Here is a 24,433-nt window from a genome sequence, read left to right as displayed (position 1 = left end):
GTGAGAGGGGGGCGGGGTCGCAGGAGGGGTGTGTTCGGACACTCAGGCTGACTTGTGCCGCGTGAACAAGAACGTCTCATCGGGTCCAACGAGCGCTGCACGCGGCGTAAGTCACGCCGTCCGGACATACCCCTCCGGAGACCCCGCACCCCGCCCACGACCGACCACCGCAACCCAGCAACGCGCAACCCGCCGGGACGGCAACCCGCACCCCGCCCACGACCGACCACCGTGACCCGGGGAACACCCCGTCGCCCTGGGCATCCCTGTTACCCGCAAGTAGCATAGGATCCAAGCAAGCGTGCCCGCAGAGCCCCCGCACCCTGGAGGAGAGCCATCGTGCCTCGTACCGTCAGGGATGTCGTCTTCGTCGACGGCGTCCGCACCCCGTTCGGCAAGGCGGGCCCGAAGGGCATCTACCACGAGACCCGGGCCGACGACCTCGTCGTCAAGGCCATCCGGGAGCTGCTGCGGCGCAACCCGGACCTCGACCCCGCGAAGATCGACGAGGTCGCCATCGCCGCGACCACGCAGATCGGTGACCAGGGCCTGACCATCGGCCGTACCGCCGGCATCCTCGCCGGGCTGCCGCAGTCCGTCCCCGGCTACTCGATCGACCGCATGTGCGCCGGCGCGATGACCGCCGTGACGACCACCGCCGGCTCCATCGCCTTCGGCGCGTACGACATCGTCGTCGCCGGCGGTGTCGAGCACATGGGCCGCCACCCGATGGGCGAGGGCGTCGACCCGAACCCGCGGTTCGTCTCGGAGAAGCTCGTCGACGAGTCGGCCCTCTTCATGGGCATGACCGCGGAGAACCTGCACGACCGCTTCCCGCACATCACCAAGCAGCGCGCCGACGAGTACGCCGTGCGCTCGCAGGAGAAGGCCGCGAAGGCGTACGCGAACGGCAAGATCCAGCAGGACCTCGTACCGATCTCGGTGCGCCGCACCAGCCCCGAGGGCGGCGAGACGGGCTGGGGCCTGGCCACCGAGGACGAGCCCATGCGCCCCGGGACGACGCTGGAGTCCCTGGCCGGGCTCAAGACCCCCTTCCGCCCGCACGGCCGCGTCACGGCCGGCAACGCGGCGGGTCTGAACGACGGTGCCACGGCCTCGCTGATCGCCTCCGAGGAGTTCGCGCGTGAGGCCGGGCTGCCGGTCAGGATGCGCCTCGTGAGCTACGCGTACGTGGGTGTCGAGCCCGAGGTCATGGGCTTCGGCCCGATCCCGGCGACCGAGAAGGCCCTCGCCAAGGCCGGTCTGGCGATCGACGACATCGGCCTCTTCGAGATCAACGAGGCTTTCGCCGTACAGGTGTTGGCCTTCCTCGACCACTACGGCATCGCCGACGACGACCCGCGCGTCAACCAGTACGGCGGCGCCATCGCGTACGGCCACCCGCTCGCGTCCTCCGGTGTACGGCTGATGACGCAGCTGGCCCGGCAGTTCGAGGAGCAGCCGCAGGTCCGCTACGGCATCACCACCATGTGCGTCGGCTTCGGCATGGGCGCGACGGTCGTCTGGGAGAACCCGCACTTCGACGGAGGAAACAAGTGAGCACCGCTGAACTCCTGAAGGGCGCGGCCGAGCTGTTCCCGGGCGAGGTCGTCACCCAGGCGCACGTACGCCACCTCGAACTCCCCGGCGGCGTGGGCATGTTCGCGCTCATCACGCTGGACAACGGCCTGGACCACACCAAGCCGACGACGTTCGGACCGCAGTCGCTGGCCCATGTCGACGCGGCGATCGACCAGGTCGAGGCGGAGGCCGCCGAGGGCAAGATCGTCGGTGTCGGTGTCACCGGCAAGCCGTTCATCTTCGCCGTCGGCGCCGACCTCAAGGGCGTCGAGCTGCTGAAGCGGCACGAGGACGCGCTGGCCATCGGCAAGGGCGGCCACGACGTCTTCAAGCGGCTCGCGGGCATCGCCGTACCGACGTTCGCGTACTACAACGGCGCCGCGATGGGCGGTGGCGTCGAGATCGGGCTGCACTGCTCGTACCGCACCGTCTCCGCCGCGCTGCCCGCCTTCTCGCTGCCCGAGGTCTTCCTCGGTCTCGTCCCCGGCTGGGGCGGCTGCACGCTGCTGCCGAACCTGATCGGCGCCGACCGCGCGGTCACGGTGATCATCGAGAACTCGCTGAACCAGAACAAGCAGCTCAAGGGCGCGCAGGTCTATGAACTGGGCATCGCCGACGCGCTGTTCGAGGGCGCGGACTTCCTGGAGCAGTCGCTGCTGTGGACCGCGTCGGTTCTGAGCGGCGAGCTGAAGGTGGAGCGTCCGGAGATCGACCGGGGCGACGCGTGGGACCAGGCCGTCGCGCGCGGCAGGTTCGTCGCGGACTCCAAGGTGCACGGCGCGGCCCCCGCCGCGTACCGCGCGCTGGACATCATCGCCGCCGCCAAGGACGGTGACCTGCAGGCGGGTTACGACGCCGAGGACACCGCGCTCGCCGACCTGATCATGGGCGGTGAACTGCGGTCCGGGATCTACGCGTTCAACCTCGTGCAGCGGCGCGCCAAGCGCCCGGCGGGCGCGCCCGACAAGGCGCTGGCGCGTCCCGTCACCAAGGTCGGCGTCGTCGGAGCCGGCCTGATGGCCTCGCAGTTGGCGCTGCTGTTCCTGCGCAGGCTCGAAGTACCGGTGGTTCTTACGGACATCGACCAGGAGCGGATCGACAAGGGTGTGGGCTACGTCCACGCCGAGATCGACAAACTGCTCGGCAAGGGCCGGATCAACCAGGACAAGGCCAACCGCTACAAGGGCCTGGTCACCGGAGTGCTGGACAAGGCCGACGGTTTCGCCGACGCCGACTTCGTCATCGAGGCCGTCTTCGAGGAGATGGGCGTCAAGCAGCAGGTGTTCGCGGAGGTCGAGGCGGTCGCCCCGGCGCACGCGATCCTCGCCACCAACACCTCGTCGCTGTCGGTGTCCGAGATGGCGTCGAAGCTGAAGAACCCGGAGCGGGTCGTCGGCTTCCACTTCTTCAACCCGGTGGCGATCCTGCCGCTGCTGGAGATCGTGCGCGGCGAGCGGACGGACGACGCGTCGCTCGCGACGGCGTTCGGTGTCGCGAAGAAGCTCAAGAAGAGCGCGGTGCTGGTGAAGGACGCGCCAGCGTTCGTCGTCAACCGCATCCTCACCCGCTTCATGGGCGAGATCCAGAACGTCATCGACGAGGGCACGCCGGTCGCCGTCGCCGAGAAGGCCGTCGAGCCGCTGGGGCTGCCGATGTCGCCGCTGGTCCTGCTGGAGCTGGTCGGTCCCGCGATCGGTCTGCATGTCTCCGAGACCCTCAACCGGTCCTTCCCGGACCGCTTCACGGTCTCGCAGAACCTGGCGGCGGTCGTCAAGGCGGGCAAGCGGGGCTTCTACGTGTACGACTCCGGTCAGCCCGAGCTGGACCCGGAGGTCGTGGCGCTGCTCAAGCAGGGCGACACGGTGCTGACGGAGGAGCAGACCCGGGCGCGCGTGCTCGACGCGGTGGCGCAGGAGATCGGCCTGATGCTGGACGAGGGCGTCGTCGCCGAGGCCCAGGACATCGACCTCTGCCTGATCACGGGCGCGGGCTGGCCGTTCCACCTGGGCGGCATCACGCCGTACCTGGACCGGGAGGGCGTCTCGGAGCGGGTGAACGGGAAGAAGTTCCTGGAGACGGGTGTGGCGAGCGTGCCGGCGTAACGCGTGTGCGGTGGGCCACCGGGCGGGAAGCTTCCGCCCGGTGGTCGGTTGTGTCCTCAGGCGCCGGACGGGCTGGGTGGTTGCGGTTGTCGGTCGTGGGCGGGGTGCGGGTTGCCGTCCCGGCGGGTTGCGCGTTGCTGGGTTGCGGTGGTCGGTCGTGGGCGGGGTGCGGGTTGCCGTCCCGGCGGGTTGCGCGTTGCTGGGTTGCGGTGGTCGGTCGTGGTCGGGGTGCGGGTTGCCGTCCCGGCGGGTTGCGCGTTGCTGGGTTGCGGTGGTCGGTCGTGGTCGGGGTGCGGGGTCTCCGGAGGGGTATGTCCGGACGGCGTGACTTACGCCGCGTGCAACGCTCGTTGGACCCGACGCGGCCTCCTTGTCCACGCGACACAAGTCAGCCTGAGTGTCCGAACACACCCCTCCTACGACCCCGCCCCCCTCACGCCGTCACGACACCCGTACAAGCCACCCCCACTCCCGCCCGCGGGTTGGAAGGGGGACGCGCAGGGGTCGTGGTCGGACACTCAGGCTGACTTGTGCCGCGTGGAAATGCTGGTTCCCCCGGGTCCAACGAACCCTGCACGCGGCGTAAGTCACGCCGTCCGGCCATGACCCCGGAGCGGCACCCGGCCACCACCGCAACCCACCCAGCCCGTCCGGCGCTTGAGGACGAACCGAACCGACCACCGGCCCGCAGGGACGGACCCGGCACAACGAACCCCCGCCCCCTCACACCCGCGCCCACGCCTCCAACGCCAGCCCCGGCTCCGCCTTCTGACGGGCCACCCGCAGGCCGCCGTCCTTGGCGATCGCCGCCATCACCACCCGGCCGCGCCCGTCCAGCGCCAGCGCAGGCGCGCCCACGCACTGTTCGCCGGTCGGGGTCCAGGTGACGCCCGCCGCCTCGTCCTCCGTCGGGTAGGCGGCGAGCATGGGGCGTCCGTCGAGGCCGCGTTGGGCCAGGATCGTGCAGTCGTGGCCGTCCACGGGGGTACGGAGCAGGGCGATCGGGCCGGTGCCCGGGCCGCCCAGTGGGGCGGTCTCGCCCGTTTCGAGACGCCAGGCGTGCACCGTACGGTCGTCGGTGTCGCGCCAGTAGTGGGTGAGGCGGTCGCCGCCGGTGCGTTCCGAGGCGAGGGTGCCGGGGGCGACGCGGGCCGCGAAGCTCTTCAGGTCGCGCTCGGCCTTCACCGCCACCTTCGGCTGCCGCCAGCGCATCACCGCGTCGTCGGTCGGGGCCAGGACCTCGATCAGACCGTCCTCGCCCACGACCGCCGCGGCCTCGCCCGTCATCCGGGAGCCCTTGAGGTCCGCCCACCCGACCCACGCTCCGGTGGGTTTCTGGATCCGGGACGAGAGGCCGCGGCCCGCGTTGCGGGCGAACAGGTGCAGCGAGCCGTTGGGGTCGATCACCGCCGCCGGCAGACCGAGCAGGCCGCCTCTGGCGAGGTCCTTCGGGTACGGCGTGCTGAGCGGCTGCCAGTCCCGCAGCGGGCGGCCGGTCTGGAACTGGACGGCGTACATGACGTCCGTCCGGATCTGCCCCTCGGCGGCCGGTTTGCGGCGCAGGCCCACCAGGTGGACGTAGCCCTCGGCGCCGCTGGCGATGGACAGGTACGGCAACAGGCCCGGGGCCGGGAGGAGTTCGGGGCCCGACCAGCGTGGCCCGCCGAGCCGGTCCTCCGTCCACCGCAGCACGCCGCCCTCGGTGGGCGCGTACGCGGTGAGCCTGCCGTCCTTGCCGCGCACCAGCCAGCGGCTGGTCGCGGGCAGTGTGCCGTCGGCCGTGGGAACGGGGACGGACTCAGCCGGCCGGCCGCCGATGTCCGGGGCCTCGCCGGGGCCCCGACCGGATCGTTTCGACGTCCGTGCGGACCGCAGTGCCATGACCCACTGCCACCTTCCCAGCGCATGAAATTTCCCCGACGATAGCATTCGCGGGCGAACGGGAACCGTACCGCCCCGGGCGGTTGTGGCACGCTCCTGAAGTGCGGATTCTACTGATTGTCGACGGGGCGAACGTGGTCGGTTCGGTACCCGACGGATGGTGGCGCGACCGGCGCGCGGCGGCCGAGCGGCTGCGGGACCGCCTGGTGCCGCTCGCCGGGGACGGGCTGCCCGACGCCGGGATTCCCGGGCCGTTGGAGCTGGTGCTGGTCGTGGAGGGCCAGGCACGGGGCGTGGAGTCCGTGCCGGGTGTACGGGTGGAGTCGGCGCCCGGCAGCGGTGACGACCTGATCGCGGAACTGGCCGCGGGCGCGGACGGGCGCCCCTGTGTCGTCGTCACCGCCGACCGGGAGCTGCGGCGCCGGGTCGAGGCGTACGGGGCGCGAACTGTCGGACCCCGGACGGTGCGTCAGCTCCCGGAGGAGCGTACGTAGAGGACGGTGCCCTCGACGGTGCCGGGAAGCGGCTCGTACTGACCGGCCAGCAACCGCCGCAGTGTCGGGAGCCGTTCGGGGCCGTAGGGCTTGCCGCGTGAGTCGTCCACGATCAGCGCGGGTGGTCGCGCCCGCATCTCCTCGGCGAAGACCCGCCAGGCGCCCGGCACTCCGTACGCCTCGCCGACCTGTGGGCCGTCCCTGCCGCCGCTGAAGTTGGTGAGGAGCCCGGCGGTCAGATAGCGGCTGGCGGGGGCGCGGTCGGCGAGACGGTACGTCTGCGGGTGCATGCCCCACACGAGGACCCGGTCGGTCGGGGCGCTGTGTTCCCGTACGGCGGTGGCGACGCGTTCGGCGTGGACGAGTTCCGAGCGGGGGGCGAAGACCGCCCAGACCACGAAGAGCGCGCAGACCCAGGCCGGCACGGACAGGACGGATCTGAGGCGTTCCCGGCGCAGCGACCGCAGGGTGGCGGTCGCCAACAGGGTGATGGGCGGCAGGAGTTGCAGGAAGTAGTGGCCGTAGAAGTGGAATCCGACGGTGACGGCTCCGGCGGAGGCGGCGAACCAGACCCAGAGGTCGGTGAGGGGTGTCCCGGCCGGTCGGGGGGTGGTCCGCAGGGCTCTGGTGACCGGCGGGACGACGCCGACGCAGCAGAGGCAGAGGATCAGGGTGTTCACGAACGCCCGGATCAGGACGTGGAGTTCGGAGCCGGTGAGGGAGAAGGCGTACGTCCCCGATCCGGTGACCGTCCAGAAGAGGAAACCCGCCGGGTCGGTCAGGAGCGCGGCGGCGGCGACCGGGACGGCGAAGCCGGCCGCCGTACGGAGCAGCGCCGGCCGCACGGCGGGGCCGGGTCCGCAGGTACGCCAGAGCAGCCACAGCACCGGGACGAGGACCACGCCGCCGGTCTGCTTGGTGAGGAACGCCCCGGCGACGGCGACTCCGGCGGCGCCCCAGCGGCCCCGGTCGGCGAACAGGACGGCCGCCGCCGTGAAGGGCAGTATGACGACCTCGAAGGTGAGGGCCTGGGTGTCCTGCGGGATGAATCCGACGGAGATCAGCAGGAAGAGCACCCCGGCCGTGGCGCCGGCCCGGTCGCCCCAGCGGCGCCGGGCGAACGCCGCGAGCAGGGCGGCCGTGCCGAACTGAGCGGCGACCGCGAGGAGTTTCATCGCCTGGACGGATCCATCACCGAGGAGCGTGTACGCCGCCTCGTACAGCCAGGGCAGCAGGGGCGGCTTGCGGTCGACGACGGTCTCGTACAGCTCCCCGCCGTTCGCCAGTATGCGGGCCTGGACGGCGAGATAGCCCTCGTCGGGGCTCCAGAAGGGGTGCAGGAAGGACGGGAGCCTGATGGCGAGGGCGACGGCGGCCAGGACGGGCAGCAGTCTTCGCCAGAAGCCGTACGGGGGCGTACGGCTCGGCTGCCGCCGAGGGTGGTGCGGCCTCGGGGGTGCGAGGCGTGGTGCGGTGGACGGCGACTCGACGGACATGCGTGACTTTCGTGCGGTGGTGGTGACTGAGGTGGCGTCAGCCGGACTTGCCCAGGCGGCTGTTGCCCCGCCCGTAGGCGAAGTAGACGACCACGCCGATGGCCATCCAGATGCCGAAACGCAGCCAGGTCTCGGCCGGCAGGTTGAGCATCAGCCACAGCGAGGCGAGTACGGACGCGGCCGGCAGCCACGGCACCAGCGGGGTGCGGAAGGACCTCGGCAGATCGGGGCGCGTACGGCGCAGGATGACCACGCCGATCGCGACGACGACGAAGGCGAAGAGCGTGCCGATGTTCACCAGCGAGGCCAGTTCCTCGATGCTGGTGAAGCCCGCGACGATCGCGATGATCACACCGAGCAGCACCGTCGAGCGGTACGGGGTGCGGAATCTGGGGTGGACGTGCGAGAAGATCCGCGGGAGCAGCCCGTCACGGCTCATCGCGAAGAACACCCGGGTCTGGCCGAGGAGCAGGATCATGCACACGGTGGTGAGGCCGACGGCGGCGCCGAAGCTGATGACACCCGAGTAGAACGGATGCCCGGTGGCCTTGAAGGCGTCGGCGAGCGGTGCGTCCACGGTCAGTTGGGTGTATTTCTGCATGCCGGTGACGACGATCGACACGGCGACGTAGAGCACGGTGCAGATGATCAGTGAGCCGAGGATGCCGCGCGGCATGTCGCGCTGCGGCACCTTCGTCTCCTCGGCGGCCGTGGCGACGATGTCGAAGCCGATGAACGCGAAGAAGACGACGGAGGCGGCGGTGAAGATGCCCATGACGCCGAAGTTGGTGGGTGTGTAGCCGAACATGATCTGGATGAGCGGCGAGTCGAGGCTGGTGCCCGAGGACTGGGCCTGGGCCTTGGGGATGAACGGCGAGTAGTTCTTGGAGTCGATGAAGAACGAGCCGGCGATGATGACGATCAGGACGACCACCAGCTTGATGGCCACGACGACCGCGGTGACGCGGGCGGAGAGCTTCATTCCGAGGACCAGGATCCCGGTCAGCAGGAGGACGAGGAGAAAGGCCAACAGGTTGAAGCCGAAGCCCTCTTCCTCGTTGGTGCCGGCGAGGCCGTGGGGCATGTGCCAGCCGGCGTTGTCGAGCAGCGACTGCACATAGCCGGACCAGCCGACGGCCACCACGGCGGTGGCGAGGGCGAATTCGAGGACCAGGTCCCAGCCGATGATCCAGGCGGGCAGTTCGCCGAGTGAGGCGTAGCTGAAGGTGTACGCGGATCCGGCCACCGGCACGGTCGACGCGAACTCCGCGTAGCAGACGGCCGCGAGGGCGCAGACGACGCCGGCGGCGACGAAGGCGAGGGCGGTGGCGGGGCCCGCGTTGTCCTTGGCGACGGCGCCGGTGAGGACGAAGATGCCGGTGCCGATGATGACACCGACGCCGAAGACCGTCAGATCGAGCGCGGAGAGCGACTTCTTGAGCGCGTGCTCCGGCTCTTCGGTGTCCTGGATGGACTGTTCGACGGTTTTCGTGCGGAACAGCGAATTTCTGCTGGGTTCCGTGTCGTGCTGGGTGCTCACCGGCGTACCTCCGAGTGCGTGGTTGCCGCCATGATCGAGAGGTGCTCGGCGGCGCCGGTGCCCGGAAGCGTTTATTTCACACGGATGGGCCGGTCGGACCACCCGTACAGGGAGTCCGACCGGCCCGTCCGACGATGTGCGCGGCCGTGTTCGCGGTCGCGTCGTGTTCGGTCGCGGCTGTATCAGTCGCGCGCGACCTCCTCGGCCGACGGCTCGCCGGCCATACGGCCGTCGATCCGCGACACGAGGCCGGTGACCTGGCGCGCGATGTCGGGGGCCGTCAGACCGATCTCGGCCAGCAACTCCTTGCGCGACGCGTGGTCGAGGAAGCGGGCCGGGATGCCGAAGTCCCGCAGGGGGGTGTCGACACCGGCGTCCCGCAGGGACTGGGCGACGGCCGAACCGACGCCGCCCGCGCGGCTGTTGTCCTCGACGGTGACGACCACGCGGTGCTGCTCGGCGAGCGGCGCGAGCGCCTCGTCGACGGGCTTGACCCAGCGCGGGTCGACCACGGTCGTCGAGATGCCCTGCTTGTCGAGGAGATCGGCGATCTCCAGGCACATCGGGGCGAGCGCGCCGACCGAGACGAGCAGGACGTCCGCCGTGCCCTCGGCGGGCCTGCGCAGCACGTCCATGCCGCCGACCTTGGCCACGGCGGCGACGGCGGGGCCGACGGCGCCCTTGGAGAAGCGCACCACGGTCGGGGCGTCCTCGACGTCGACGGCCTCGCGGAGCTGCGCCCGCACCTGGTCGGCGTCGCGCGGGGCGGCGATCCGCAGGTTGGGCACGCACTGGAGGATCGACATGTCCCACATACCGTTGTGGGAGGCGCCGTCGGTGCCGGTGATCCCGGCGCGGTCGAGTACGAACGTGACGCCGCAGTTGTGCAGGGCGACGTCCATCAGGACCTGGTCGAAGGCGCGGTTGAGGAATGTCGCGTAGACGGCGAAGACGGGGTGCAGTCCCCCGGTGGCCAGGCCGGCCGCCGACACCGCCCCGTGCTGCTCGGCGATCCCCACGTCGTACACCCGGTCCGGGAACGCCTTCGCGAACTTCTCCAGGCCGACCGGCTGGAGCATCGCGGCCGTGATGGCGACGATGTCGGGGCGCTCGTTGCCGAGCTTGACCATCTCCTCGCCGAACACCGAGGTCCAGTCGACGCCTGAGCTGGCGATCGGCAGGCCGGTGTCGGGGTGGATCTTGCCGACGGCGTGGAAGCGGTCGGCCTCGTCCTGGAGCGCGGGCTGGTAGCCGCGGCCCTTCTCGGTGAGGCAGTGGATGATGACGGGGCCGCCGAAGCGCTTGGCGCGCTGGAGGGCCGACTCCATCGCCTCCAGGTCGTGGCCGTCGATCGGGCCGACGTACTTCAGGCCGAGGTCCTCGAACATGCCCTGGGGGGCGATGAAGTCCTTGAGGCCCTTCTTCGCGCCGTGCAGCGTCTCGTAGAGCGGGCGGCCGACGACCGGGGTGCGCTCCAGGATGTCCTTGCCGCGGGCCAGGAAGCGCTCGTAGCCGTCGGTGGTGCGCAGGGTCGCCAGATGGTTCGCGAGGCCGCCGATGGTGGGCGCGTAGGAGCGCTCGTTGTCGTTGACGACGATGACGAGCGGGCGGTCCTTGGCGGCGGCGATGTTGTTCAGCGCCTCCCAGGCCATGCCGCCGGTGAGCGCGCCGTCGCCGATGACGGCGACCACGTGGTCCTCGCGGCCGAGGACCTGATTGGCCTTGGCGAGGCCGTCGGCCCAGCCGAGGACCGTCGAGGCGTGCGAGTTCTCGATGATGTCGTGCTCGGACTCGGCCCTGGACGGGTAGCCGGACAGGCCGCCCTTGCTCTTGAGCTTCGTGAAGTCCTGACGTCCCGTGAGCAGCTTGTGCACGTAGGACTGGTGGCCGGTGTCGAAGAGGACCTTGTCCCTGGGCGAGTCGAAGACCCGGTGCAGGGCGATCGTCAGCTCGACGACCCCGAGGTTGGGACCGAGGTGTCCGCCGGTCTTGGAGACGGCGTCGACGAGGAACGACCGGATCTCGCGGGCGAGCTGGTCCAGCTGCTCGGGGCCGAGGCGGTCCAGATCACGCGGGCCCTTGATCCGGGTCAGCAGGTCCCATCCGTCGCCCACCGCCGCCTCGGGCGGTCGTGCTGCGCGCGGCTGTGTCACCGTGCCTCCTTGGCGTTGACTGATCTGGCATCCGGTCCGCCGAGTCTAATGTTCCCGTCGCGCCGGACGTCATCGGGCAGCGCGTGAATCACCGTACGATCATTTGTGCGTATGTCAGACGTACGCCCCCCGGACGCCCCCGGCATGCGCCGCCCGAACGCGAACGTGCCCGGCACCGGGGTCCGGTGCCGGGCACGCCGTACGGCGACGGCTGTCAGGCGCGACCAGCGGTCTTCTGGGTCTTCCGGGTGACGGCGTCGATGACGACCGTGGCGAGAAGCACTCCACCGGTGATCATGTACTGGATCGGCGAGGCGATGCCCTGGAGGGCGAGCCCGTACTGGATCGACGTGATGACAAGCACACCGAGCAGCGCGTTCCAGGTGCGGCCCCGGCCGCCGAAGAGGCTGGTGCCGCCGATGACGGCCGCGGCGATGGCGTTCATCAGCAGCTCACCGGCGCCGGCGCCCTGGTTGGCGGAGGTGATCTTCGAGGCGATGAAGAGACCGCCGATCGCGGCGAAGGTGCCCGCGATGGAGAAGACCGCGATCCGGACGCCGATGACGCTGATACCGGCGCGGCGGGACGCCTCGACGCTGCCGCCGAGCGCGAAGATCTTGCGGCCGAAGCTGGTGCGGCGGAGCACGAAGTCCGTCAGCACCAGGACGATCAGGAAGATCAGGACGGCCAGGGGCAGGCCCTTGTTCTGGTTGAACATGATCGCCGCGGCGAACGCCAGGACGGCGAGCAGCGCCGTACGGACGATGATCTCGCTCAGCGGGCGGGACGGGACTCCGGCGGCGGCCCGGCGGCGGTTGTCGAAAAACGCCGACAGGAAGTAGCCGGCCACCGCGATCACCGCGAGGCCGTAGGCGGCGGCGACGTCGGAGAAGTAGTAGCCGGTCAGGTTGGCGACCAGGCCGTCGGGGTCGAGGTTGATGGTGCCGTCGTCGCCGAGGATCTGGAGCATGAAGCCGTTCCAGAACAGCAGACCGGCCAGGGTCACGGCGAACGCGGGCACGCCCACACGGGCGAAGAAGAAGCCGTGGATGGCGCCCGCGACGGCGCCGGTCAGGATGGCGATGATCAGCGCCAGCCACTCCGCCATGCCGTGGGTGACGGCGAGGACCGCGAAGGCGGCACCCGCCACACCGCTGACCGAGCCGACCGACAGGTCGATCTCACCGAGCAGCAGGACGAAGACGATGCCGACCGCGATCATGCCGGTGCCGACCATGGCGACCGCGATGTTGGAGAGGTTGCCCGCCGTCAGGAAGTTCGAGTTCAGGCTGGCGAAGATCGCCCAGATGATGATCAGGCCGATGACGACCGGTATGGAGCCGAGGTCACCGCCGCGCATCTTGCGCTTGAACTCCGACAGATAGCCGGCGAAGCCCTGTTCGCGGACGAGGAGCCGGGGGTCCACCGCGACCGTGCTGGCGCCGGCCGCCGGGGCGGGCGCGTCGTCGGCGGTGCCGACGGGGGCGGAGGTCTTGTCGATGCTCACTTCTTAACCTCCACGTTGCGCGCCGCGCGTCGGGTCACGGCGTTGTCCGTGGCACCGGTGATCGCGGAGATGATGTCTTCCTGCGAGGTGGTGGCGACGTCGAAGAAGCCGTTGTTACGGCCCAGCCTGAGCACGGCGACCTTGTCGGCGACCGCGCGGACGTCCTCCATGTTGTGGCTGACGAGGATCACGGCGTAACCGCGTTCACGCAGCCGCTCGACCAGGTCGAGGACCTGGGCGGTCTGCTCGACGCCGAGGGCCGCGGTGGGCTCGTCGAGGATCACCAGCTTGGGCTCGCCGAGCATGGACCGGGCGATGGCCACGGTCTGGCGCTGGCCGCCGGAGAGCGAGGCGATCGGGATGCGCACGCTGGGGATACGGATCGACAGGGTGTTGAGCAGCTCGCGGGCGCGGCGCTCCATCTCGACCTCGTTGAGGACGCCCCAGGAACGGAGCTCCCGGCCGAGGTACAGATTGCCCACGACGTCGAGGTTGTCGCACAGCGCGAGGTCCTGGTAGACCGTCGCGACACCCAGTGCCTGGGCGTCGTGCGGTTTGTTGATCGCGACCGATCCGCCCTCCCACTCGATGACGCCGTCATCGATGGGGTGGACTCCGGCGATCGTCTTGACGAGCGTCGATTTGCCGGCACCGTTGTCGCCCACGAGGGCGACGACCTGTCCGGCATGGACCTCAAGCTCTACGTCGGTGAGCGCCTGCACGGCACCGAACCGCTTGGAGACCCCTCGCAACGCCAGCACGGGCGTAGCGGTCACTTGAACCATCTCCTTCGCCGCCTGGCCGGCGGGGATACCGCGCCCGGGGGTGTTGGGCGCGGGGGTCGAGCAGAAGAGAGAAATACGGGGACACACGAAAAGCCGTGAAGTGGTCCGTCCGGCGCCCCGCCCGATAGCGGGACAGTTGAGGGCGGGGCGCCGGACAGGCTTCAGGGCGGGTTTCCGCGGTCTGACGTGTCGGCTACTTGACGCCGAGGGTGTCGCACTTGGCCTTGAACTTCGCGGTGCAGATCTCGTCGACGGTGTAGATGCCGTCCTTGATCACCGTGTCGTTGATGTTGTCCTTGGTCAGCGAGACGACCGGGACGAGGACCGACGGGATGCCCTTGGTGGTGGCACTGTCGAGCTTCGTCTTGGCGATGGAGTCCAGGGAGTCGCCCTTGGCGACCGCGACGGCCATCTCGGCTGCGATGGCGGCCTCGGTCGGGTACGGCTTGTAGACGCTCATGAACTGCTCACCGGCGACGATGCGCTGGACACCGGCGAGTTCGGCGTCCTGGCCGGTGACCGGCGGGAGCGGGCTGACGCCGGCGCTCTTGAGGGCGGCGATGATGCCGCCCGCCATGCCGTCGTTGGCGGAGTAGACGCCGACGACCTTGTCCTTGCCCAGGGCCGAGATCGCGCCTTCCATGTTGGCGTTGGCGTTCTCCGGCTTCCACTCCTTGGTGTCGTACGACTTGCCGATCGTCACCTTGCCGTCGAGGACGGACTTGGCGCCCTTCTTGAAGAGGGCGGCGTTCGGGTCGGTGATGGCACCGTTCATCATCACGATGTCACCGTCCTTCGCCTTGGTGCCCAGCTCGTCCAGGAGCGCCTGGCCCTGGACGCGGCCGACCTCTTCGTTGTCGAAGGAGACGTAGCCGTCGATGTCGCCCTCGGCGAGGCGGTCGAAGGCGATCACCGGTATGCCGGCTTCCTTCGCCTTCGTGATCGAGCTGGTGATGGCCTTGGAGTCGACGGCGTCCACGATCAGCGCGTCGACCTTGTTGGTGACCATCGTGTCGGCCTGCTGGTTCTGGGTCGACGCGTCCTGCTTGGCGTTCGCGTAGACGATCTTGCCCTTGCCGTCGGTCAGTTCGCTGACCCGCTTCTCGATGAGCGGCTTGTCGAACTTCTCGTAGCGGGCGGTCTGGTTCTCGGGCAGCAGCAGACCGATGGTCAGCGCGTCGCCCTTCTCCTTCTTCGACTCCTTGGCGGAGTCTCCGGACTCTTTGGCGCTTCCACAGGCGGCAAGCGAGACGGCCATCGCGGTGGCAGCGGCGGCCACGGCAGCACGTCGGAGATGTGCGTTCACTTCAGAAACCTCCCTGACGAGGCCGCGACGTTGCGGCCGAGGTGGCTGGAAGTCAACTCCGCTGCGGACGCAGCGTCAAGGAGTAAATCCTTAACGAGATGACAACGGTGCCATTCGTTATCTAAGTGAAGACAGCGGTGCCGACGGGCAGCGTGCTCTCAAGAAGGGTCGAATCGCCCATTTCGCTCAGTACGAGGGCGAGTGCGCCGAGCACCTCTGCCCGGCCGCCGAGGGCTCCCGGAAGCACCGAGAGCTGTCTGGCCGCACTCGGGATCGCGTACCGCGAGACCGACTCGCGTATCGGCGCCAGCACCAGCTCCCCAGCCTCGGCCAAATCGCCGCCGAGCACCACCCGGCTGGGGTTCAGCAGGTTGCAGAGATTGGCGACGCCGCTGCCGATGTGGCGCCCGACGTCGGCGATCACGCGGCGGCAGCCGGGGTCGCCCTCCCTGGCCAGCTGCACGACCCGCTCCATGGTCAGATCGCGGCCGTGGCTGGACCTGAGCAACGGCAGTACGTAGCGGGCCGCCGTGAAGGTCTCCATGCAGCCGCGGTTGCCGCAGCGGCAGACGGGGCCCGACTCGTCGAGCGTGATGTGCCCGATCTCACCCGCCGTACCGCCCGGTCCCCGGTAGATCTGACCGTCTATGACCAGACCGGCGCCGACACCGCTGGCGACCTTGATGTAGGCGAGGTCCTTCACCCCTCGGCCGCTCCCCCAGACCAGCTCGCCGAGGGCGCCCAGATTGGCGTCGTTGTCCACGTACACCGGCACGCCGAGCCGGCCCGCCAGTTCCTCGCTGGGGTTTATCCCCGTCCAGCCCGGCAGGATCGAGGTGGAGCCGAGCGTGCCCGAGACGACGTCGATCGGGCCCGGCACCCCGAGACCCACGCCGATGACCTTCTGGCGGCCGATCCCGGTGGCCTCGATCAGCCTCTCCACCAGCTCCTCGGCCCGGCCGAAGCCGTGCGCCGACGAGGCGTCCACGTCGAGCGGTTCGGACTCCTCGGCGAGCACCTGGTGGGCCAGGTTGCCGACGGCCACCCGCAGATGCGTATGCCCGAAGTCGACGCCGATGACGATGCCGGCGTCGCCGCTGAGCGAGACGCTGCGGGCCCTGCGGCCCCCCGCCGAGGTGGGCGTCACCTCCACGGTGCCGCCCTCCCTGAGCTCGCGGACAATGTTGGAGACCGTGGCCGCCGACAGTCCTGTGCTCCGGGCGATCTCCGCCTGGGTGAGCGAGCCCGCCATGCGCACCGCGCGGACGACCCGCTCTAGGTTCGCCCGGTGCAGAGACGACTGCGACCCTGGAGTCTCCACAACTGATCCACTCCTGCCCTTGGCAGGCGGCACGACCACCGCCCCCGGCCGGGGTCGCGCCTGTGAAACCCCGACGTATCTCCAACTTGTGAACTCTAAGCTCAGCCTTTCGGGTCGCTTCCCGTCAAGACCTTGAGCAGTGCCGGACTCGGATGAGCACCGTACTTACGCATCCGACCTGCGAACATCGCCGTTTTGTCGATTTCAGGCCACTGCCGGTGGCGAAAAGTACCCCTTCGGCTCGGGTTGGATACCGAACGAACCCCCTTCGCGCGGGCCCCGAACGCCGCGAACCGCCCCCCGGCGGGCGGCCGGAGGGCGGTTCGGTGGAGCGGTGAAGGCGTGCGCGGGCTCCGCTACTTGAGCGCTCCCGCCGTCAGGCCCGCGACGACCTGGCGCTGGAAGATGATGTACGCGGCGAGCACCGGCAGCATCGCCATCACCAGTCCGGCGAAGAGCCCGGAGTAGTCGCCCTTGTAGCCCTGGCTGACCGCCAGCTGCACCAGACCCTGCGAGAGCACCTTCTTGTCCGGGTCGGTGTTGAGCACCGTCGGCAGCATGTACTGGTTCCACTGCCCGAGGAAGTTGAAGATGCCCACGCTGATCAGACCCGGCTTGGCCATCGGCAGCATGATCTGGAAGAAGGTCCTGGTGTGCGAGGCGCCGTCGATGATCGCCGCCTCCGCCACCGAACTCGGCAGCGTCCTGAAGAAGGACGACAGGAAGAACACCGTGAACGGCAGCGAGTAGGCGATGTACACCAGGATCAGACCGTGCGTGGTGTTCAGCAGCCCCATGTTGTTCATGACGAAGAACAACGGGACCAGCGCCAGGATGATCGGGAAGCTCATTCCTCCGATGAAGAGGAAATAGATGAAGCGGTTCCCGGGGAAATCGAAGCGCGCCAGCACATACGCGGCCATCGAGCCGAGCACCAGGGTGCCGATCAGCGAACCACCCACCACCACAATGGTGTTGAAGAAGTAGTCGCTCATGTGCGCCTGGGTCCAGGCCCGCGACCAGTTCTCGAAGTGGAGCTTGTCCGGCAGCGACCAGGGCGAGCTGAAGATGGAGTTGTCGTCCTTGAAGGAGGACATCACCGCCCACAGCAGCGGCAGGACGACCAGCAGCGCCCAGATGACCAGCACACCGTGCGAGAAGACGTTGAGGACGGTGCCCTCGCGCTTCTCCTTCACCGGCGGGGGGTTCACCTTGGTCACCGGCCGCCGGTCCTGCGGTTCCTCGGGCAGCGCGGCCGGAGGCGTGTCAGTGGTCTTCATCAGAACTCCAGCCGCTCGCGCCGGCCCAGCTTCGTCACGACTGCCGCGAAGGACAGCGTCACCACGAGCAGAGCGACACCGATCGTTGTGGCATAACCGGCCTGGGCATCTCTGAAGGCCGTTTGGTAGACGTACAGCGGCAGGATCGTGGTGGAGTAGTCGGGACCGCCACCGCCCGGCCCGATGGTCATGATCTGCACCACCGCGAACGCCTCGGCGCCGAGCGCCAGGATGCCCATGTAGATCCAGCCCGCCTGCACGGTGTCCCAGAGCAGCGGCAGCGTGATCTTGAAGAAGGTCGTGAACCGGTCCGCGCCGTCCAGCAGCGCCGCCTCGTAGTAGTCCTTCGGAATGGAGGCCATTCCGGCGGAGAACAGGACGACGAAGAAACCGACCGTGCTCCAGATCAGGACCGCCATCACGCACCAGAGCGCGAGATCCGGGTCACCCAGCCAGAGCGGCTGGATGCTGTCCAGACCGACCGCCGAGAGCGCCGCGTTGATGGCGCCGCTCTCCGGGTTGTAGGCGAACTGGAAAAGCAGCGCGACGATCGCGACGGAGAGCACCTGCGGAAAGAAATACGCGATCTTGTAGAAACCCGATCCGCGTACGCCTCTGATCGCGGCGCCTTTCTTCTGCTTCCCGCCGACATTGATCATGAAGGCGAGGAACAGCGCGAGGGTGAGCGTCACCAGCGGCAGCAGCAGCACGAACAGCAGACTGTGCTGCAAGGACTTCCAGAAGATGTCGTCCTCGAACATCTTCTTGTAGTTGTCGAAGCCCACCATCTTGAAGTCGGAACTCAGCCCCGTCCAGTCCGTGAACGAGTAGTAGATGGACTGGATGAACGGCCATATGACGAAGATCGCGTACAACGCCAAGGGGGCGATCAAAAACCCCACGATGAACCGGTATTTACCGTGCTGCATGGATCCGACCCCGATCTGTGTGCGGATGCCGCCGCTGGTGACGCCTGCTCACTGGTGCTTGTAGTGCTTGATGGACTGGTCCTTCGCGGCGGCATCCGCGTAGCCCTGGATCTTCTTGATGGTCTCGGCGGGGGTGGCGCGCCCGGCCATCATCTCGCCGAGGCCGGCGACACCGATCTGCTCCTTCTGGAGCTTGACGTACCAGTCCTGGAGACGCGGGTTGACGACGTTCGTCCCCGCCTTGTCCAGGGCCGCGACGGCCGACTTCAGGCCGGGGGTCAGCTCGACACCGTCCGTGCCGCCGTTGAGGGCGGTCAGCGACTTCACCTGCGAGGTGAAGTTCTTCGACGACTCCTCGCTGAGCATGATGCGCAGCAACTCCATGCCACCCTGCGGGTTCTTGGCCTTCCCCGGCACGATGAAGGGCTCACCGCCGGACGCCCAGAGGGTACCGAACGGCATCTTGTCGGAGGCGTCCATGCTGGACGGCGCGCCGACGGCGAGGTTGAAGTCGGCCGGCATCGTCTTGGCCGCCTCGTTCTCCACCCACGAACCGTTCGGGATGAAGAGCGCCTTGCCCTTCGTCCAGGCGGTCTGCGACTGGATGTGGTCCAGACCGGGGGTGCCCTGGAGGATGTAGCCCTTCTTGAAGAGCTCGTAGTACGCCTCGAAGGCCGTCTTGACCGCCGGGTCGTTCCAGGCGTTCGGCTCCAGGTTGTCGATCTTGTCGAGGACCTCGACGCCACCGATCTTGGCGATCAGCGGGTAGAGCGAGAACGGGATGTAGTACGGGTGCTTGCCCGCGTACGTCCAGCCCGCGATGCCCTTCTTCTTCGCCTTGGCGCAGAGCGCCAGCATGTCGTCCCACGTCTCGGGGTACGTCGCGTCGAGGTTCTCCAGCGCCTTCTGCGAGTACCAGACGCCGTACACCGTGTAGGCGTAGTACATGATCCAGACGGGGTCGCCGTCGAACTGGCCCATCTCGACGATGCCGGGGCGCAGGGTGTCGCGCACCTTCTTCGCCGGGTCGTCGTACGACGGGGCGTCCATCAGCGCCGTGAGGTCGGTGAGCTGCTTCTTGCCCACCAGCACGCCCATGTCCATCTGCTCGGCGCCGGAGTTGTCGATCAGGTCCGGCGGGGTGCCGCCGTTGAACCTCGGCTGGAGCGTGGACTGGATCTTCTCGGTCGCGGCGTGCTTGACCTTCGGGGCCTTCGGGAAAGCCGTGTTGTACCGCTTCTCCGCGTCGATGGCGTACTGCTCACCGAAACCGCCGTTGAAGATGACGACATCGAGCTGCGCCGTCTCGTTCGCTCCGAGGGGGTTCTTCGCCGAGGTCTTGCCCTTCTCGACCTTGTCCTCGGTACCGCTGTCGCTGCTCGCGCAGGACGCCAGGAAGCTCATGGTCGGGACGGTGATCAGGCCGATTGCTGCCGAACGCTTGATCAGATCACGACGGCCAAGGCCCTCATTGCTGTGAGCGGAGGTGGATCCCATGCTCAAGTCCTCGCCTTCTCCAGGACTCAGGCGGTGTACCGGTCGCCCGTCCTTCTCGCCTGAGGCAGAAGGGCCCCGCCACCGCGGTCAAATGAAGCTGGTCGTTCAGGATTGTGGTGCTGATTGCTCTGCGTCTTGCGGTGCTTCTCGCCGTGCGTCTCGCGGTGCTTCTTGTTGAGCGTCGTAGTGATGCGTCACGTGTGACGCATGACGTGTGATGCGTGATTACAGCAGGGACGGCCTGAATGGTTGGCGGCGGGGTGCGTCGCGACGTCACGGCACCCAACCGTCCCCCGTCTCCCGGTCCTTCGCCGTTCGAAACCTGGCGAGGCGGACGCCGACAGGTATAGTCCACTTCAGGTCGAGTGAGCAAGATCGAAAGCAGGTTTGGGCGGGAGTCTTTCCCTAGTTGAGACCTGGGGCGGGTTTCAGAAGACCCGCGCGGCATCCGTACGGATCTCGCCGCATTTTCCGGATCGCGCACGGCGCGATATCCGGACCACTCGCGCGCTCTCGTCGCGGGCACTTGTGTGCACATTCCACGAAACACTTGCGACAGAATGGCCGGTTCCTGTCTTCTGGCACCGGCAACACCCTTGACACCTTGCGCCTCTTGCATCACTACTTAACCGGCGCATGACCTTTGACAACGTTGTCCATCATGCTTCCGCGGAAGGAAGACTCGGGATGCAGCGCACACCAAGACCCCGGCTCACGCAGTGCCGCAACGCCGCCCTGGTGGCTGTCGCTTCGCTGCTCGTCGTGACCGCACACTCGGCAGCCGTGGCACAGCCCGCCAAGGCCGCGGCCGCCAAGGACTCGTTCGCGTCCTCTTTCGAAGAGGGTGACACCCAGCCGGACTGGCGCAATACCGTCGATACCGGACCCGACGGAGAGAAGCGATCCTCGGGCGTGAGCGGCGAGTTCAACGCCGGCATCCCCGGCAATGTCACCGACCGGGTCGTGGAGCTGCGCGCCAGCGACGAGAACACGAACGGTGGCGAGGGCAAGGAGAACCTGGTCGACATCCAGTCCAGCACCAAGTGGCTGGCCTTCGAGCCGACCGCCTGGATCGAGTTCGACCTGGACACCTCCGTCAAGGTCGTGACCTATGCGCTGACCTCGGCCAACGACCACTCCGAGCGCGACCCGAAGGACTGGACGCTCAAGGGATCGACGGACGGCAAGGACTGGAAAACGCTCGACACCCAAGTGGACCAGACCTTCGGCGGTCCATTCCAGACAAAGTCGTACGACTTCGACAATTCGACCGCGTACGCGCACTATCGGCTGGACATCACCAAGAACAACGGGGCCGGCGACGCCACCCAGCTCGCCGATGTCCAGTTCTCCGACGGTGACACCACGACGCCGCCGCCCGCCGACATGCGCAGCCAGATCGACGGCGGCCCCGGCGGCTCGCCCACGGCCAAGTCCAACGCCGGCTTCACGGGCACGCGCGCGCTGGAGTACGCCGGTGCGCACAAGCCGGACGGCCGGGCCTACTCGTACAACAAGGTCTTCGACGTCAACACGGCCGTGCGCGCGAACACGGAGCTGTCGTACAAGATCTATCCCGCCATGACGGAGACGGATCTCAACTACCCGGCCACGAACGTCTCGGTGGACCTCGCCTTCACCGACGGCACCCACCTGAGCGATCTGAAGGCCCTCGACTCGCACGGCGGCCTGATGACCCCTCAGGGCCAGGGCGAGGCCAAGCGGTTGTACGTCAACCAGTGGAACGCCGTCGCCTCCCGGATCGGCTCGGTCGCCGCCGGCAAGACGGTGGACCGGATACTCGTGGCGTACGACTCCGCCAAGGGCCCGGCGAAGTTCCAGGGCTGGGTGGACGACATCACGCTGGCGGTGAAGGCGCCCGAGAAGCGTCTCGCGCACCTCTCGGACTACGCGTCCACCACGCGCGGCACCAACTCCAGCGGTTCCTTCTCGCGCGGCAACACCTTCCCGGCCACGGCCGTGCCGCACGGCTTCAACTTCTGGACGCCGGTGACCGACGCCGGATCCACGAGCTGGCTGTACGAGTACTCCCGCGGCAACAACGACGACAACCTCCCCGCACTGGAGGCGCTGTCCGCGAGCCACGAGCCGAGCCCCTGGATGGGCGACCGGCAGACCTTCCAGCTCATGCCGTCGACGGCCACCGGCACGCCGGACGCGTCGCGCTCGGCGCGCGCGCTGCCGTACCGCCACGAGAACGAGATCGCCAGGCCGCACTACTACGGCGTGACGTTCGAGAACGGCCTCAAGGCGGAGATCACGCCCACGGACCACGCGGCGGCGATGCGGTTCACGTATCCCGGTGACGACGCGAGCGTCGTTCTCGACAACATCAACAACGACGGCGGTCTGACCATCGACGCGGCGAACCGGTCCTTCACCGGCTACTCCGACGTGCGCAGCGGCGGATCGGCGGGCGCCACGCGGCTGTTCGTGTACGGCGTCTTCGACGCGGCGGTCAAGGACAGCGGCAAGCTGCCGGGCGGTGGCGGCAAGGACGTCACCGGCTTCGTACGCCTCGACGCCGGCCAGGACCGTACCGTCAACCTGCGGATCGCGACCTCGCTGATCAGCGTCGACCAGGCGAAGAAGAACCTGGCGGACGAGCTGCCGGCCGACCTCGGCTTCGACCGGGTCAAGAAGGACGCGCAGCGCGCCTGGGACGGCATCCTGGGGAAGGTGGAGGTCGAGGGCGCCAACAAGGACCAGCTCACGACGCTCTACTCCAGCCTCTACCGGCTCTACCTGTATCCCAACTCGGGCTTCGAGAACACGGGTACGAAGAAGAAGCCGAGGCAGCAGTACGCGAGCCCCTTCGTACCGAAGATGGGCACGGACTCCCCCACGCACACGGGCGCGAAGATCGTCACGGGCGAGGTGTACGTCAACAACGGCTTCTGGGACACCTACCGGACGACCTGGCCCGCGTACTCCTTCCTGACGCCGAAGAAGGCCGGGGAGATGGTGGACGGCTTCGTCCAGCAGTACAAGGACGGCGGCTGGATCTCCCGCTGGTCCTCCCCCGGCTACGCCGACCTGATGACCGGCACCAGTTCGGACGTGGCCTTCGCGGACGCGTATGTGAAGGGTGTCGACTTCGACGCGAAGGCGGCGTACGAGGCGGCGCTGAAGAACGCGACCGTGGTGCCGCCCAGCGCGGGCGTGGGCCGCAAGGGGATGGAGACGTCGCCGTTCCTCGGCTACGCCTCCACGGAGACCCATGAGGGCCTCTCCTGGTCGCTGGAGGGCTACCTCAACGACTACGGCATCGCGAAGATGGGCGAGAAGCTCTACCAGGAGACGGGCAAGAAGCGGTACAAGGAGGAGTCCGAGTACTTCCTCAACCGCGCCCAGAGCTATGTGTCCCTCTTCGACTCCGAGGCCGGCTTCTTCCAGGGCCGGAACCTGAAGGGCGACTGGCGGGTCCCGAGCGACAAGTTCGACCCGCGGGTGTGGGGTTACGACTACACCGAGACGAACGCGTGGGGCTACTCCTTCACCGCGGCGCAGGACTCACGCGGCCTCGCCAATCTGTACGGCGGGCGCGCGGGTCTCGGCAAGCAGCTGGACGAGTACTTCGCGACGCCGGAGACCGCGGCGCCCGAGTTCGTGGGGTCGTACGGCGGCGTCATCCACGAGATGACGGAGGCGCGGGACGTCCGGATGGGCATGTACGGCCACTCGAACCAGGTCGCGCACCACGCCACGTACATGTACAACGCGGCCTCCCAGCCCTGGAAGACGCAGGAGAAGGTCCGCGAGGTGCTGGGCCGCCTCTACACCGGCAGCGAGATCGGGCAGGGCTACCACGGCGACGAGGACAACGGCGAGCAGTCGGCCTGGTACCTCTTCTCCGCGATGGGCTTCTACCCGCTGGTGATGGGCAGCGGGGAGTACGCGGTGGGCTCGCCGCTCTTCACGAAGACGACGGTGCACCTGGAGAACGGGAAGAAGCTCGTCGTCTCGGCGCCGAAGAACAGCGACAAGAACATCTACGTGCAGGGCCTGAAGGTCAACGGCAAGACGTGGAACTCCACGGCGCTGCCGCACGACCTGCTCGCCGAGGGCGGCACGCTGGAGTTCGACATGGGCGCGCAGCCGTCGGCGTGGGGCTCGGGCGAGGACGCGGCGCCGGTGTCGATCGCGAAGGACGACAAGGTGCCGTCGCCGCGGAGTGACGCGGTGACCGGCGCGGGCGCGCTCTTCGACAACTCGTCGAAGACGGTGGGCGCGGCGGGCGGTTCGGTCGAGCTGCCGGTGTCGTCGGCGACGAAGGCGGTCCAGTACACGCTGACGTCCGCCGAGGCGGAGACGTCGCCGGCCGCGTGGGAGCTCCAGGGCTCGGCGGACGGCACGACCTGGAAGACGCTCGACAAGCGGTCGGGGCAGTCCTTCGCATGGGACCGGCAGACGCGGGCGTTCACGGTGGCGACGCCGGGGTCGTACGCGAAGTACCGGCTGGTGACGAAGGGTCAGGCGCAGCTGGCGGAGGTGGAGTTGCTGCGGTAGCGGCCTCGTCTCACACGGACGGGCCCCGGCC

15 protein-coding genes are annotated in these 24,433 nt (G+C 68.5%); 4 read left to right on the top strand and 11 right to left on the bottom strand.

Annotated elements, in window-relative coordinates:
* The first annotated feature begins 339 nt into the window (after positions 1–339).
* Complete coding sequence (locus ACFUN8_RS29290; RefSeq protein WP_383643912.1) at positions 340–1,560, top strand: thiolase family protein; 1,221 nt, start codon at positions 340–342, stop codon at positions 1,558–1,560.
* Entirely contained in the window at positions 1,557–3,683 is a 2,127-nt protein-coding gene (locus ACFUN8_RS29285) for a 3-hydroxyacyl-CoA dehydrogenase NAD-binding domain-containing protein (RefSeq protein ID WP_383643910.1), read from the top strand. The genes ACFUN8_RS29290 and ACFUN8_RS29285 overlap by 4 nt, the downstream gene beginning before the upstream one ends.
* Before the next feature lie 723 nt (positions 3,684–4,406).
* Here the strand turns inward: ACFUN8_RS29285 and ACFUN8_RS29280 are convergent.
* The gene (locus tag ACFUN8_RS29280; RefSeq protein ID WP_383643907.1) at positions 4,407–5,564 is read right to left on the bottom strand and encodes a hypothetical protein; all 1,158 of its coding nucleotides are present in this window, start codon (positions 5,562–5,564) and stop codon (positions 4,407–4,409) included.
* Positions 5,565–5,665: 101 nt separating this feature from the next.
* Between ACFUN8_RS29280 and ACFUN8_RS29275 the strand changes: the two genes are divergently transcribed.
* Complete coding sequence (locus tag ACFUN8_RS29275) at positions 5,666–6,058, top strand: NTP pyrophosphohydrolase (RefSeq protein ID WP_383643904.1); 393 nt, start codon at positions 5,666–5,668, stop codon at positions 6,056–6,058.
* On the opposite strand, the gene ACFUN8_RS29270 is transcribed toward ACFUN8_RS29275, so the two are convergent.
* The 10 genes from ACFUN8_RS29270 to ngcE form a co-directional block, all read right to left on the bottom strand.
* Positions 6,034–7,554 carry a glycosyltransferase family 39 protein gene (locus ACFUN8_RS29270; protein ID WP_383643901.1) on the bottom strand — a complete coding sequence of 507 codons (1,521 nt, stop codon included), beginning with the start codon at positions 7,552–7,554 and terminating at the stop codon, positions 6,034–6,036. The genes ACFUN8_RS29275 and ACFUN8_RS29270 overlap by 25 nt on opposite strands.
* A gap of 37 nt (positions 7,555–7,591) precedes the next feature.
* The gene (locus ACFUN8_RS29265) at positions 7,592–9,094 is read right to left on the bottom strand and encodes an amino acid permease (protein WP_383643899.1); all 1,503 of its coding nucleotides are present in this window, start codon (positions 9,092–9,094) and stop codon (positions 7,592–7,594) included.
* A gap of 182 nt (positions 9,095–9,276) precedes the next feature.
* Positions 9,277–11,208 (bottom strand): 1-deoxy-D-xylulose-5-phosphate synthase, encoded by a 1,932-nt coding sequence (gene dxs, locus ACFUN8_RS29260; protein WP_383643915.1) that lies wholly within the window; start codon positions 11,206–11,208, stop codon positions 9,277–9,279.
* Positions 11,209–11,461: 253 nt separating this feature from the next.
* Positions 11,462–12,754, bottom strand: coding sequence for a sugar ABC transporter permease (locus tag ACFUN8_RS29255; RefSeq protein ID WP_383643896.1), 1,293 nt, complete (start codon positions 12,752–12,754; stop codon positions 11,462–11,464).
* Complete coding sequence (locus ACFUN8_RS29250) at positions 12,751–13,539, bottom strand: ATP-binding cassette domain-containing protein (RefSeq protein WP_382570725.1); 789 nt, start codon at positions 13,537–13,539, stop codon at positions 12,751–12,753. Before ACFUN8_RS29250 ends, ACFUN8_RS29255 begins: the two co-directional genes overlap by 4 nt.
* A gap of 193 nt (positions 13,540–13,732) precedes the next feature.
* On the bottom strand, positions 13,733–14,845 hold the full coding sequence (locus ACFUN8_RS29245; RefSeq protein WP_383643893.1) for a substrate-binding domain-containing protein: 1,113 nt from the start codon (positions 14,843–14,845) through the stop codon (positions 13,733–13,735).
* 121 nt (positions 14,846–14,966) lie between these two features.
* Positions 14,967–16,166 (bottom strand): ROK family protein, encoded by a 1,200-nt coding sequence (locus ACFUN8_RS29240; RefSeq protein ID WP_383643890.1) that lies wholly within the window; start codon positions 16,164–16,166, stop codon positions 14,967–14,969.
* A gap of 356 nt (positions 16,167–16,522) precedes the next feature.
* Positions 16,523–17,446 (bottom strand): carbohydrate ABC transporter permease, encoded by a 924-nt coding sequence (locus tag ACFUN8_RS29235; RefSeq protein ID WP_383643887.1) that lies wholly within the window; start codon positions 17,444–17,446, stop codon positions 16,523–16,525.
* The gene (locus ACFUN8_RS29230; protein ID WP_382570690.1) at positions 17,446–18,375 is read right to left on the bottom strand and encodes a carbohydrate ABC transporter permease; all 930 of its coding nucleotides are present in this window, start codon (positions 18,373–18,375) and stop codon (positions 17,446–17,448) included. The genes ACFUN8_RS29235 and ACFUN8_RS29230 overlap by 1 nt, the downstream gene beginning before the upstream one ends.
* A gap of 48 nt (positions 18,376–18,423) precedes the next feature.
* Entirely contained in the window at positions 18,424–19,872 is a 1,449-nt protein-coding gene (gene ngcE / locus ACFUN8_RS29225; protein ID WP_382570693.1) for an N-acetylglucosamine/diacetylchitobiose ABC transporter substrate-binding protein, read from the bottom strand.
* A gap of 687 nt (positions 19,873–20,559) precedes the next feature.
* Here ngcE and ACFUN8_RS29220 point away from each other — a divergent pair.
* Complete coding sequence (locus ACFUN8_RS29220; protein ID WP_383643882.1) at positions 20,560–24,402, top strand: GH92 family glycosyl hydrolase; 3,843 nt, start codon at positions 20,560–20,562, stop codon at positions 24,400–24,402.
* Positions 24,403–24,433 lie beyond the last annotated feature (31 nt).

Origin of the sequence: Streptomyces sp. NPDC057307 (assembly GCF_042667665.1) — a bacterium.
Taxonomy (GTDB): domain Bacteria; phylum Actinomycetota; class Actinomycetes; order Streptomycetales; family Streptomycetaceae; genus Streptomyces.
The sequence above is the reverse complement of the archived record's forward strand: the minus strand, read 5'-3'. Positions and strand labels throughout refer to the sequence as shown.

Bases quoted from the DNA above. Each gene is read 5' to 3' on its own strand.
- ACFUN8_RS29280 (WP_383643907.1), bottom strand. From the start codon at position 5,564: ATGGCACTGCGGTCCGCACGGACGTCGAAACGATCCGGTCGGGGCCCC.
- ACFUN8_RS29270 (WP_383643901.1), bottom strand. From the start codon at position 7,554: ATGTCCGTCGAGTCGCCGTCCACCGCACCACGCCTCGCACCCCCGAGG.
- ACFUN8_RS29250 (WP_382570725.1), bottom strand. From the start codon at position 13,539: ATGGTTCAAGTGACCGCTACGCCCGTGCTGGCGTTGCGAGGGGTCTCC.
- ACFUN8_RS29235 (WP_383643887.1), bottom strand. From the start codon at position 17,446: ATGAAGACCACTGACACGCCTCCGGCCGCGCTGCCCGAGGAACCGCAG.
- ACFUN8_RS29230 (WP_382570690.1), bottom strand. From the start codon at position 18,375: ATGCAGCACGGTAAATACCGGTTCATCGTGGGGTTTTTGATCGCCCCC.
- ngcE (WP_382570693.1), bottom strand. From the start codon at position 19,872: ATGGGATCCACCTCCGCTCACAGCAATGAGGGCCTTGGCCGTCGTGAT.
- ACFUN8_RS29220 (WP_383643882.1), top strand. From the start codon at position 20,560: ATGCAGCGCACACCAAGACCCCGGCTCACGCAGTGCCGCAACGCCGCC.